Annotated in this window: 10 protein-coding genes; 3 read left to right on the forward strand and 7 right to left on the reverse strand. The window is 65.1% G+C overall.

Features of this window, described 5'->3' with window-relative positions; translation table 11 throughout:
• Positions 1-257: 257 nt before the first annotated feature.
• The 6 genes from PQU96_RS11270 to PQU96_RS11295 all read right to left on the reverse strand — a co-directional run bounded on the left by PQU96_RS11270 (position 258) and on the right by PQU96_RS11295 (position 6,395).
• Positions 258-2,561, reverse strand: coding sequence for a Tex family protein (locus PQU96_RS11270; protein ID WP_272772431.1), 2,304 nt, complete (start codon positions 2,559-2,561; stop codon positions 258-260).
• Between the two features lie 58 nt (positions 2,562-2,619).
• The gene (locus tag PQU96_RS11275) at positions 2,620-2,976 is read right to left on the reverse strand and encodes a SpoIIAA family protein (RefSeq protein WP_272772432.1); all 357 of its coding nucleotides are present in this window, start codon (positions 2,974-2,976) and stop codon (positions 2,620-2,622) included.
• 49 nt (positions 2,977-3,025) lie between these two features.
• Positions 3,026-3,856, reverse strand: a complete 831-nt coding sequence (locus PQU96_RS11280; protein WP_272772434.1) for a DMT family transporter — start codon at positions 3,854-3,856, stop codon at positions 3,026-3,028.
• On the reverse strand, positions 3,857-4,696 hold the full coding sequence (locus tag PQU96_RS11285; RefSeq protein ID WP_272772435.1) for a DMT family transporter: 840 nt from the start codon (positions 4,694-4,696) through the stop codon (positions 3,857-3,859).
• A complete protein-coding gene (locus PQU96_RS11290) occupies positions 4,693-5,217 on the reverse strand; it encodes a hypothetical protein (protein WP_272772436.1) in 525 nt (174 codons plus the stop codon). Before PQU96_RS11290 ends, PQU96_RS11285 begins: the two co-directional genes overlap by 4 nt.
• A gap of 68 nt (positions 5,218-5,285) precedes the next feature.
• Positions 5,286-6,395 carry an aromatic ring-hydroxylating oxygenase subunit alpha gene (locus PQU96_RS11295; RefSeq protein ID WP_272772437.1) on the reverse strand — a complete coding sequence of 370 codons (1,110 nt, stop codon included), beginning with the start codon at positions 6,393-6,395 and terminating at the stop codon, positions 5,286-5,288.
• Positions 6,396-6,886: 491 nt separating this feature from the next.
• Between PQU96_RS11295 and PQU96_RS11300 the strand changes: the two genes are divergently transcribed.
• The 3 genes from PQU96_RS11300 (at position 6,887) to PQU96_RS11310 (ending at position 11,891) form a co-directional block, all read left to right on the forward strand.
• Complete coding sequence (locus tag PQU96_RS11300) at positions 6,887-8,080, forward strand: acetate kinase (protein WP_272772439.1); 1,194 nt, start codon at positions 6,887-6,889, stop codon at positions 8,078-8,080.
• A gap of 10 nt (positions 8,081-8,090) precedes the next feature.
• On the forward strand, positions 8,091-10,178 hold the full coding sequence (pta, locus tag PQU96_RS11305) for a phosphate acetyltransferase (protein WP_272772441.1): 2,088 nt from the start codon (positions 8,091-8,093) through the stop codon (positions 10,176-10,178).
• Positions 10,179-10,412: 234 nt separating this feature from the next.
• Positions 10,413-11,891, forward strand: coding sequence for a methyl-accepting chemotaxis protein (locus tag PQU96_RS11310; protein ID WP_272772443.1), 1,479 nt, complete (start codon positions 10,413-10,415; stop codon positions 11,889-11,891).
• A gap of 225 nt (positions 11,892-12,116) precedes the next feature.
• Here PQU96_RS11310 and PQU96_RS11315 read toward each other — a convergent pair whose 3' ends face one another.
• Positions 12,117-12,911 carry a Cof-type HAD-IIB family hydrolase gene (locus tag PQU96_RS11315; RefSeq protein WP_272772444.1) on the reverse strand — a complete coding sequence of 265 codons (795 nt, stop codon included), beginning with the start codon at positions 12,909-12,911 and terminating at the stop codon, positions 12,117-12,119.
• Between the last annotated feature and the right edge of the window lie 8 nt (positions 12,912-12,919).

A 12,919-nucleotide genomic window follows, 5' to 3' on the forward strand; every position in this document is an offset into this window, starting at 1 on the left:
ACTTACACCTATCGGTTATTCGTTTTGTTAAAGAGCAGTGCTGCGTCGCGTTTCGTTTGCGGCGTCAGCTGAGGAGGCGAACTATAGCGAAGCACGCCCCCTCCGTCAACACCCCGCCATGCACTTTGTGACACAAAATCGGCAAGTCGTTGATTTCACAACCACCCTGCCGTGAAGAAAAATGAAAAAGGTTGGCCGCAATGCTTGCGGCCAACCTTTAGCGATTCCGACAAACCGGAAAACCGGCTTAATCCGGCTTATTTACCGCGCAATTTGGCAAAAGCGGCGGCCATGGCGCCACCGGCATTGTCCTGCGCCGCCGGCTTGGCACCCTGACGACGATTAGTGTCACCACGACCGGCACCACTGCGCACCGCGGTACCGACTTCGTCGTCCAGGCGCATTGTCAGCGCGATCCGCTTGCGCGGCACTTCTACCTCTAGCACCTTGACCTTGACCACATCGCCGGCCTTGACCACCTTGCGCGGGTCGTCGATGAACTTGCTGGACAGCGCCGAGATATGCACCAGACCATCCTGGTGCACGCCGATGTCGACGAAGGCGCCGAAGTTGGCAACGTTGGTGACCACGCCTTCCAGCACCATACCCGGCTGCAGATCCTTGATGTCTTCCACCCCGTCCTGGAAGGTGGCGGTCTTGAATTCCGGACGCGGATCGCGCCCCGGCTTATCCAGCTCCTTCAGGATGTCCATCACCGTCGGCAGGCCGAAGCGCTCGTCGGTGTAGTCGCTGGCACGCAAACTCTTGATGAACACCGAGTCGCCGACAATCTGCTTCACCGCGCGACCGGTCTTGCTGACGATCTGCTCCACCACCGGATAGGCTTCCGGGTGCACGGACGATGCATCCAGCGGGTTGTCGCCATTGCTGATGCGCAGGAAGCCGGCCGCCTGCTCGAAGGTTTTTTCGCCGAGGCGGCTGACCTTGAGCAGCTCGCGACGGGTCTTGAACGCGCCGTTGGCGTCGCGATGGGCAACGATGTTGGCCGCCAGCGTACTGTTGAGGCCGGAGATGCGTGCCAGCAGCGGCACCGACGCCATGTTGACGTCGACACCAACCGCATTCACGCAGTCTTCCACCACCGCGTCCAAGCTCTTCGCCAGCTGGCTCTGGTTGACGTCGTGCTGGTACTGGCCGACACCGATGGACTTCGGATCGATCTTCACCAGTTCGGCCAGCGGGTCCTGCAGGCGGCGGGCGATCGACACCGCGCCACGCAGGGACACATCCAGCTCCGGGAACTCCCTGGCCGCCAGTTCGGAGGCGGAGTACACCGAGGCACCGGCCTCGCTGACCACGATCTTGGTCAGGTTCAGCTGCGGGAAAGCCTTGATTACGTCCTGCGCCAGCTTGTCGGTTTCGCGACTGGCAGTGCCGTTGCCGATGGCAATCAGGTCGACCTTGTGGCGGGTGCATAGTGCCGCCAGGGTGGCGATGGAACGATCCCAGTCGCGACGCGGCTCGTGCGGGTAGATGGTGCTGGTATCCAGCAGCTTGCCGGTGTTGTCCACCACCGCCACTTTCACGCCGGTACGCAGGCCGGGGTCGAGGCCGATGGTGGCGCGCGGGCCTGCCGGTGCCGCCAGCAGCAGGTCGTGCAGGTTGGCCGCAAACACCTTGATTGCCTCGGCGTCGGCGGCGTCCTTCAGCTTCGATACCAGCTCCAGCTCCAGCGACAGGAATATCTTGGCGCGCCAGCACAGGCGCACGCCGTCCAGCAACCACTTGTCGGCGGCGCGGCCGGCATCCTTGATGCCGAACTGCGCGGCGATCAATTCCTCGTAGGCCGAGCGCTGCGTGATCGGGGTCTCGTCCGGCTGGTATTTCAGCGCCACCGACAGGATGCCCTCGTTGCGACCGCGCAAGAGCGCCAGCGCGCGGTGCGATGGCGTGGTTTTCAGCGGCTCGCGATGCGCGAAGTAATCGGCAAACTTGGCGCCTTCCTGTTCCTTGCCGGCGATCACCACCGCCGCCAGCTCGCCCTCGTTCCACAGCTTGTCGCGCAACCGGCCCAGCAGCGCGGCGTCCTCGGCAAAGCGCTCGATCAGGATGGCGCGGGCGCCGTCCAGCGCCGCCTTGGCATCGGCCACACCCTTGTCGGCATCAACATAGCCTGCGGCCAACGCTTCCGGCACTTGCGTCGGGTCGGCGAGCAGGCTGTCGGCCAGTGGCTCCAGCCCGGCCTCGCGCGCGATCTGCGCCTTGGTGCGGCGCTTGGGCTTGTACGGCAGGTACAGGTCTTCCAGCAGGGTCTTGTTGTCGGCGGCGTACAGCGCGGACTCAAGTTGCGAGGTGAGTTTGTCCTGCTCGGCGATGCTTTTCAGGATGGTAGCGCGGCGGTCGTCCAGCTCGCGCAGGTAGGTGAGGCGTTCGGCCAGCTGGCGCAGCTGGGTGTCGTCCAGGCCGCCGGTGACTTCCTTGCGGTAACGGGCGATGAAGGGCACGGTGGCGCCTTCGTCGATGAGGTTGATGGTGGCGGTGACTTGCGCCTCGCGGACGGCGAGTTCCGTCGCGAGGCGGCTGGCGATACTTTTCAACATGCGGCGTTGTTCTTGTCGGAAAACAGAAGCCGCTACTGTAACGGCATACGCCGGAAAATCAAGCGGTGGCCGGATTGTTCAGCCAGTCCTGCGCGTCTTCCACCGTATTGAAGTACTCGGCGGGAACGCGGGTGAGCAGGCCGGACAGGTGCGCCGCCAGGCGAATCCAGGTGTCGTCGGCCACCACGGCAAAACGACCGAATTCGTTCTCGTGGGCGCGCATGAAGCGGACTTCCTCCATCGCCATGTCCAGCGTGAAGTCCTTGATGCCGGACAGGTCCAGCAGCACATCCGGCTTGCCGTGCTCGCCGCTGCGCTTGAGCAGCGCCTCCTCGAACAGCTTGAAATCCCCGAGCGTGAATTCGTTGTAGAGGGCAACGTCCAGACCGTAATCTTGTTCGCGGATGGAAATCATGGTGTAGCTCCTGGCTGAAAAGGGATTAATGGGACTGGCATTCCGAATATTAGCGCCTGCCGGCCAGAATGCCGCTGACAATGATCAAGGCCATCGCCAGCAACTCGCCGGCGCCCAGCCGCTGCTGCCACACCAGCGCCCCGAACAGCGCGGAAAAAACCACCGTCAGGTAGGACAGGTTGGCGACTAGCAGCTTGCGGCCAACCTTGTAGGCGCGGGTCATCGCCAGCTGCGCCACGGTGGCCGTAGCGCCAAGACCCAGCACCCACGGCAGGTTGTCTGCGGTCAGCGGCTGCCACGGCCGGCCCAGCAGCAACAGGCCGCCACCGAGCGTCGAAATCAGCGCAAAGTAGAACACCGTGCGCCACTCCGCCTCGCCCGCCTGCCCCAGTTCGCGCACGTGCAGGTAGGACCAGCCGGCAAGCAGCCCGGAACCCAGCCCCAGCAGCCCGGCCTGCCACGCGGCACCGTCAAAGGTTGGCCGCAACAGCAGCGTCACCCCGACAAAGCCGAGCAGCAGCGCCAGCAGCGCGTGCCGCGACAGTCTTTCTTTCAGCAGCAGCACCGACAGCAACGCCAGGAACATCGGCGAGGTGTAGTTGAGCGTTACCGCCGTCGACAACGGCAGATGGCCGATGGCATAGAAGTAGGCCAGCAGCGAGGTGTAGCCGATCAGACCGCGCTTGAGGTGGCGCCCCAGCTGCGGCGTGGCGAAGCGCTGGCGCCGCAGCAGCGCCACGCCGCCCAGCAGCAGCACCGCGAACAGCGTGCGCCAGAACACCAGCGCCACCGTGTCCAGTGTCGCCGCGCCGAGCTTAACGAACACCCCCATCAGGCCAAAGCTGACCGCAGCCAGCACCATCCACAAGGCGCCGGCCATCTAGCGCCTCGCCGCCAGGATGCCGCTGCCGATGATCAGCGTCATGCCCAGCCAGGACAGCAGGGGCAGCTGCTGCTGGTGCAGGAACAAGCCCATCAGCGCCGAGAACGCCACCGTCAGATAGGCCAGGCTGGACACCACGAACTTGCGTCCTTCCTTGTAGGCCCGCGTCATCGCCAGCTGGCCGGCCAGCCCCATCAGGCCGACGGCAAGCATTTGCGCCAGCTGCACCCCGTTCAGCGCATGGAAGCCGCCATTGAACAGCACCACCAGCAGGCCGAACAGCGACGACAAAAAGAACAGCCAGAACACGGTGACCGACGGCCGTTCGCCCAGTTCGCCCAGCTCGCGCACATGAAACAGCGCCAGCCCGGCGCCAAGGCCGGAACCCAGCCCCATCAGCCCGGCGAACCACTGCCCGGCGTCAAAGGTTGGCCGCAACATGCAGGCGATGCCGACAAAGCCCAGCGACAGCGCGAACCACACCGCCGGCGGCAGCCGTTCGCGGCGCAGCAGCACGCAGCACAGGGCAAAGGACAGCGAAGAGGTGTAATTGAGGGTGACCGCCGCCGCCAGCGGCAGCCGGCTCAGCGCGTAGAACAGCATCGCCATCGACAGGTAGCCGATCAGGCTGCGCCGCACATGGGCGCCCCAGTGCGGGCTGCGCAAGGATTCGCCGCTCCGCCACATCAGCGGCAGCAGCACCAGCAGACCGATGAAGGTGCGATAGAACAGCACCTCGGACGCCGGCAGCGCGCTCGACCCCTGCGCCGCGAACAGGCTCATCAGCGCGAAGCACAACGCCGCTACCACCATCCAGCCGGAACCGAGACGACTCATGCGCCTGCCTCCGTCTTTTTCGCCACCGCGAGGCCGAGGCAGATGTCGGCGAACACGCGCCGGTAACGCGCGTACTCCGCGGCATTCGCACTGCAGTGCGCCTTGATGTAGCGGCCATCGCCCTGCTGCTGCCACACCACCAGCTGCTGGCTGACGATCCACAGCCCGCTCTGCACGTACAGGCCTTCGCGATAGGACAGCACCAGCCGGCCGCGCTGACGGTCGAGGCGCACCACCCGCGCCGGCTCGCGCGTGTCGTCGGCGCGGCGATAGCGTGCCGCCAGCCGGCTCAGCGGATCCTTGCCGCGCAACGGCTGGCGGCTGACCTGCACCTGCACGCCGCCGCGCTCGCGGTCTTCCTGCCGCGGCGGCACGATGCGCAGCATCTCGTCGCTGTGCGGCCGCACCTGCCACGCCGCCGGCATGTTGATGGTGACACCCAGGTAGGGATTGCGATAGGTCGCCGCCATGGCCAACCCGGAGAACAACACGGAAAACAGTACGCTCAATACAAATGGCATGATGGCCCGACAGACAAAAAAAGGCGCGGAAATCCGCGCCCTTTTATTGTGCCGCACAAAACACGGTCTTAGCCAGCCAGATGTTCACCCATCTGCCGACGGTAGAACTCGTGGAAGTGCTGCATGCCGTCTTCGGTCGGCGACTGGTACGGCCCGACTTCGCTCTCGCCGCGCAGCCACAGCGCCTTGCGGCCCTCGTGCATGCGCAGGCAGATCTCGTCGTCCTCGACCGCGGTTTCCATATAAGCCGCCTGCTCCGCCTCGATGAATTCCGGCTCGAACCACAGGATGTCTTCCGGGTAGTAGAACTCGGTGATCACCGTGCACTTTTCCGGGCCGCGCGGGATTACCACGCTGATCACCAGCACGTGTGGATACCACTCCACCATGATGTTCGGGTAGTAGGTCAGCCAGATGGCGCCGAATTCCGGCTGCTGGTCGGCGTAGCGCTTGAGCACCTCGTCGTGCCACTTGCCGTACACCTTGCTGCCGGAGCGGGCCAGAGCGTTCTTCACGCCCACGGTCTGCACGTGGTAGTGGTCGCCCCACTCCCACTTCAGATCGCCGCAATCGACGAAGTTGCCGAGGCCCGGATGGAACGGGTCGACGTGATAGTCCTCGGAATAGACTTCGATGAAGGTCTTCCAGTTGAAGTCGTACTCGGTGGTCAGCGACTTGTGATAACCGTAGTTCTCGAAAGTCATGTGTTTGGCGACGCCGAGCTTTTCCAGGTCGCGGCCAACGTTGCGCTTGGCATCAAACAGCAGGCCCTGCCAGCGGGTCAGCTCGGTCTGGTTCAGGTTCAGGCACGGCGTTTCCGGGAAGTGCGGCGCACCGATCAGCTGGCCGCCGTTGCCATAGGTCCAGCCGTGCAGATTGCACACCATGTGGTTGCCGGTGCCGCGCCCCTTGTAGATCAGCGCCTGGCGGTGGCGGCAGACGTTGGAGATCAGCTTGATGTCGCCGTCGACATTTTTCAGCATCTTGCCGTGGCCGAGCCAGTCCAGCGTGTGATAATCGCCGGCATTCGGCACCATCAGCTCGTGGCCGTAATACTGCGGGGCGTTGGCGAACAGGACTTGTTGTTCCAGCGCGTAGTACGCCGGATCGAAATAGGTAAAGACAGGCAACTGCGCAGCAGAAGCTTTCAGCAACTGGGACGAAGCCAGATCAGACATTATTCCCACACCTCCGTGGAAGAAGATATAAGACCAGCCGAATCTCGCTCTTAACGAGTTTACGGAGTGCTATAAAAAACACTTGCCAGAACACGGACTTCCGTGATCCACCCAAGCGGTCAGGGGCGGGATTGTCGGCTAAATCCCCCCCCGGGGCAAGCACTTTTTGGTCGCACAATTGCGCTGGATCAGGCTTTTTGCAAAAGAAAGCCGCACTTCCGGCATCTGATCAAATTACGTGCCAAAACCCTTTTCTATTCATTGTCTTGTCAAACAGCACGCGCACAATCAGCACGCAAGCGGCATGCTCCTGACTCGGGGAATCCCTGATGGTGCGCCGCATCAAAATAGCGGATAATTGCCTGTTGCCTATCGGAGTCCGCTCCGGCCTGCCTATCGCAGGCGGAGATGACCCGGCACCCGATTCAATAAAAAAGAACGCAACACCGGCAGAGGCTTCCATCAGACGTCTTCATGCTAACGGACCCGACATGACCCATCACACACTTGTCATCAACTGCGGCAGCTCTTCGCTGAAATTTGCGCTGATCGACGCTGCCAGCCAGCAAACGACCGTGACCGGTATCGCCGAAAAACTCGGCCTCGCCGACGCCTGCATCAACTTCAAGCAGGACGGCAAGAAAGTTGAACTGACCCTGGCGCAAGGCGATCACGCCGGCGCCATGAAAGCGATCCTGTCCTACTTCGACGAGCGCGAACTGACCGGCAGCGTGATCGCCATCGGCCACCGCGTGGTGCACGGCGGCGAGACCTTCAAGCAGTCCACCCTGATCGACGACAGCGTGATCGCCGCCATCGAGGACTGCGCCCGCCTCGCGCCGCTGCACAACCCGGCGCACCTCCTGGGCATCCGCACCGCCATGGAATGCTTCCCCGGCCTGCCACAAGTGGCCGTCTTCGACACCGCCTTCCACCAGAGCATGCCCGAACAGGCCTACCTGTACGCGGTGCCGATGGCGCTGTACCGCGAACACGGCGTGCGCCGCTACGGCTTCCACGGCACCAGCCACCGCTACGTCACCGCCGAAGCGGCGGCGATGCTGGGCAAGCCGCTGGCGGAATCCGCCTTCGTCTGCGCTCACCTCGGCAACGGCGCCTCGGTGGCCGCGGTGCTGAACGGCAGGAGCGTCGACACCAGCATGGGCCTGACCCCGCTGGAAGGCCTGGTGATGGGCACCCGCTCCGGCGACATCGACCCGGGCATCTTCGGCTACCTGGCCGCCGAGCTGAACACCGACGTCCAGGGCGTGTCCGACATCCTGAACAAGCAGTCCGGCCTGCTCGGCCTGTCCGAGCTGTCCAGCGACTGCCGCGAGCTGGAAGACGCCGCCGCCACCGGCCACACCGGCGCGCAGATCGCGCTGGAAGTGTTCACCTACCGTCTCGCCAAGCAGATTGCCGCGATGACGGTGGCGCTGGGCCGGCTGGATGCGCTGCTGTTCACTGGCGGCATCGGCGAAAATTCGCCGATGCTGCGCGCCAAGGTGATCAGGCTGCTCGGCTTCCTCGGCCTCGAGCTCGACCCTGCGGCCAACGATGCCGCCTTCCGCGGCAAGGCTGGCCGCATCACCCGCGACGGCAGCACCCCGGCACTGGTCATCAACACCAATGAAGAGCTGATGATCGCGCTGGATACCGCCGCGCTGTGCGAGCCGGCGGTCTGAGGAGGATGCGATGCATACTTTTCTGATTGCCCCGATCGGCGTTGACGCCGGCCTGACCTCGGTCTCGCTGGGCCTGATCCGCGCGCTGGAACAGGACGGCCTCAAGGTCGGCTTCGTGAAACCGATCGCCCAAGGCAGCGACACCAGCGAGCCGGAACGCTCCACCCACTTCGCCCGCGAGCTGTGCCGCCTCAACGCGCCGGAGCCGCTGCCGATGGACCACGCCGAGCACCTACTGAGCCAGGGCCAGCTCGACCAGCTGATGGAAGAGGTGGTGCACCTGTTCCAGCGCGCCTCCGCCGGCGTCGACGTGGTCATCGTCGAAGGCCTGGTGCAGGACCAGCAACGGGTATTCACCACCTACATCAACAGCAAGATCGCGCGCACGCTGCAGGCGGAAGTGATCCTGGTCGGCGCCGCCGACCAGCTGCCCAGCCACACGCTGGCGGAACAGCTGGAGATCACCATCCAGGCCTTCGGCGGCCAGCCGCGACAGGTGGCAGGCTACATCCTCAACCGCCTGCGCCCCGGGCAGGACCCGGCCACGTTGGCCGCAGAGATCACCGAATCCAGCCGCCTGATCCAGAGCCGGCGCATCGCCTGCCTTGGCGGCATCCCGTTCGAGCCGGAGCTGCTGGCACCGCGCACGCTGGACGTGGCCAACTACCTGAAAGCCAAGCTGCTGCACGCCGGCCAGCTGACGCGCCGCCGCGTGCGCAGTATTTCGGTGATGGCGCGCTCGGTGCCGCACATCGTCGAGCTGCTCAAGCCCGGCGCGCTGATCATCACTCCCGGCGACCGCGAGGACATCGTGCTCGCCACCGCGATGGCGACCATGAACGGCGTGCCGCTGGCCGGCCTGTTGCTGACCTGCGACGCCGAGCCGGACCCGCGCGTGGCGCAGCTATGCCACAAGGCATTCACCAGCGGCCTGCCGGTGCTGTCCATCGACACCAACACCCTGGAAACCGCGACCCTGATCTCGACCATGAGCCGCCAAGTGCCGGCCGACGACATGGAACGCATGGAGCGGGTGGTCGATTTCGTCGCCGAGCGCATCAGCACCAGCCAGCTGCGCCAGCGCATCGGCGAACACCACGAGAAGCGGCTGTCGCCGCCGGCCTTCCGCTACCAGCTGATGGAAAAGGCACGCCGTGCCGCCAAGCGCATCGTGCTGCCGGAAGGCAACGAGCCGCGCACGGTGCGCGCCGCCGCCATCTGCCACGAGAAGGGCATCGCACGCTGCGTGCTGCTGGGCGAACGCCAGGAGATCCTGCAGGTGGCCGAGGCGCAGGGCATCACCCTGCCCGCCGGCATCGAGATCGTCGACCCCAACGAGGTGCGCGCACGTTACGTACCGCCGATGGTGGAACTGCGCAAGAGCAAGGGCCTGAACGCGCCGATGGCCGAACAGCAGCTAGAAGACAATGTGGTGATGGGCACCATGATGCTGGCGCTGAACGAGGTCGACGGCCTGGTGTCCGGAGCGGTGCACACCACCGCCAACACCATCCGCCCGGCGCTGCAGCTGATCAAGACCGCGCCGGAGGCCAAGCTGGTTTCCAGCGTGTTCTTCATGCTGATGCCGGACCAGGTCTACGTGTACGGCGACTGCGCGGTGAACCCGGACCCGAGCGCGGAAGAGCTGGCCGATATCGCGATCCAGAGCGCGGACTCCGCCGCCGCCTTCGGCATTCCGCCACGGGTGGCGATGATCTCCTACTCCACCGGCTCCTCTGGCAGCGGCGACGACGTGGAAAAAGTGCGCGAGGCCACCCGCATCGCGCGCGCGAAGCGCCCGGACCTGCTGATCGACGGCCCGATGCAGTACGACGCGGCATCGGTAGAGTCGGTCGGCCGCCAGAAGGCACCGGACAGCCCGGTGGCCGGTCGCGCCACCGTGTTCGTGTTCCCGGACCTCAACACCGGCAACACCACCTACAAGGCGGTGCAGCGCTCCGCCGGCGTGGTGTCGGTGGGGCCGATGCTGCAGGGCCTGCGCAAGCCGGTGAACGACCTGTCGCGCGGCGCACTGGTGGACGACATCGTCTACACCATCGCGCTGACCGCGATCCAGGCCGACCAGTTCAGCCGCTGAACGCCCGTCGCGACACCCGCCCACCCCGCCCGGTCATGCCTGCATGACCGGGCTTTTTCATGGCGGCCAGCCTTGTAAACCCATGACGCAACAAATGAAAGCACGCGTTCGGCACTCGCTTGATGGTTTCAAACAACTGTTTTAGTATCGATCCCGCTTTTATAAAAATCATAACGATAAAACGTGCCCGCGCCGCCACGGCCACAGCGCACGACACAACGCGAGGAAACACAGATGTCTTTGAACAGCATCACCGAGTGGTTCATTCCGGACAGCGTCCGGCAATCCCCGGACACCCTGATCCGGGCCCGTACCGTCATCAGCGTTGGCCTGCTGGCCGGCACCATCGCCCCGCTGTTTGCCCTCTCCTACTTCAAGCTGCACCACCCGGCGATGGGCAGCGGCATCCTCGTCGGCGGCCTGGCGCTATTGCTGGGGCCACTACTGCTCAGGCTCAGCGGCGCGCTACGCCTGGTCGCCGAGTGCATCGTGCTGTCGATGTTCGGCATGGTCAGCTGGATGGTGTACGTCAACGGCGGCATCCTCTCCACCAGCATCATGTGGTTCGCCATCATCCCGTTTGCCGCCATCTTCGTCAGCGGCCGCCGCTCCGGCATCGTGTGGACGCTGCTGAGCTTTGCCATGATCGGGCTGATGTTCGCGCTCAGCGCCGCCGGCGAGATCCCGGCGTCGCCTATCCCGCACAGCGAGTTGCCGGCGCTGCAGGCCAAGTCACTGATCGGCCTGACGCTGGTGATCCTGGCGCTGGGGCTGTCCTACGAACGCGCGAAGTCGCGCTCCTTCGAGAAGCTGGAATCGGCACGCGAGGAGGCCGAACGCGCCACCGCGGCGATGAAGCAGATGATGGCGCAGGTCACCCGCCTGCTCGATGCCGCCGAGAGCGAGAGCCGCGACATCGCCAGCAGCACCCAGCTGATGGCGCGCACCATGTCCGAGCAGCGCCACCGTGCCGACACCATGGTCGCCATCGCGCAGCAGATGGCGGTCACCACCAGCCAGAACACCGAGCAGTCGCTGAGCGCCACCAGCATGGCCGATACCGCCGGCCAGGCGGCCAGCGCCGGCGGCGCCGCGATGGACGCCGCGGTGCAGCAGCTTAACCAGGCCGGCACGGTCATCGCCCGCGCCGCCGAGCGCATGGAAGACCTCGGCCAGCGCAGCACCGAGGTGGGCGGCATCGTGCAGCTGATCCGCGACATCGCCGACCAGACCAATCTGCTGGCGCTGAACGCGGCGATCGAGGCCGCCCGCGCCGGCGAGCTGGGCCGCGGCTTCGCCGTGGTCGCCGACGAGGTTCGCAAGCTGGCCGAGCGCACCCAGGGCGCAACGCTGGACATCGAACAGAAGATCCAGCTGATCGTGAACGGCACCCACCAGGCGATCGACGCGATCCGCGAAGGCAACGCGCAGATGCGCAGCGGCCGCGAGAACACCGTCGACGCGCAACAGCGGCTGTCCGGCATCATCGGCGACACCCACGCGCTGGTCGGCCTGCTGCGTCAGGTGTCACAGGCGGGGCAGAGCCAGAACGACGGCTTTGCCCGGTTTGCCGGCGACATCAGCGCCGTCGGCGACGCCACCCGCAGCCTGTCCGGCGAAACCGACACCATCGCCCACGCCACGGTGCGGCTGGACCAGCTGATGGCGGAGCTGGGCGACAGTGTGCGCCAGTTCCGCGGCATCGCCGCCTGAGAACCTGTTCAATGTCTGCTGTGACTGATTTCAACGGGGCGATACCGAGTTGAAAACGCCTTTGGCATACTTGTTTATATCCAGCTCAACTCCGCTTCCTCAGCCGTTTTCGCCTTGTCTTGCTCTAGCTCGCGAGACCTTGAACAGGTTCTGACAACGCCCGCCAAAACAAAAGCCGCCCGGGGAAACCGGGCGGCTCTGTCATTCAGTGTTCGATTACCGCGCTCAGACGGCGTGCACGGCGAAGCGGCTCTCCAGCAGTGCCGCCACCGCCGACTCGGCGTGGTGGCCGATGTGCCGCCCGTGCGGCACCTGTTGCCGCAGATGCTGGCTGGCATTGGCCATCAGGTGCGGGTGGCCGACCAGCTGCAGCATCTCGACGTCGTTCATCGCGTCGCCAAATGCCGCGCAATCCTCTGCCGCGATGTCCATGCCGGCCAGCAGCCGCTGCAGCGCCAGGCCCTTGCTCACGCCCGGCGCCATCACTTCCAGATAGCAATCCTGCGAATAGGTCAGCGCCAGCTGGCCATCGAAGCGGTAGCGGATGTCCTGCTCCACCAGCCGCAGCTGCGCCGGATCGCCGCAATAGATGATCTTGGCCACGTCGCGGCCGTGGTAGTCGGCGAGGCTGGCGTGCACCTCGGCGCGGTCGAGATAGCCGTTGAGCGAGCCGGTGTAGCGGCAGGCCAGTTTGCGGTCGTCCAGGTACAGCGCCAGCTCCACGTCGCGCACCAGTGCCGGCTGCACCAGCTTTTGCACCAGCGCCGGCGCCAGGTTGGCCGCAGCCAGCGGCGTGCCATCCGCCGCGTGCACCCGCGCGCCGTTTGAGCTGATCACGCTGACCGGCAACTCGATACCGTCCAGCAGGAACTGCACGTCACGGTAGTGGCGGCCGGTGGCGATGATCAGCCGGCAGCCGGCGGCGTGGGCGCGCTGCAGGGCGGCGACGCTGCGCGGGGTGATGCGGGATTCGGCATCCAGCAAGGTGCCGTCAAGATCGGTAGCAATGGCGCGGAACATGGCAGTCT

It is taken from the genome of Vogesella margarita, from assembly GCF_028548475.1.
Taxonomy (GTDB): domain Bacteria; phylum Pseudomonadota; class Gammaproteobacteria; order Burkholderiales; family Chromobacteriaceae; genus Vogesella; species Vogesella margarita.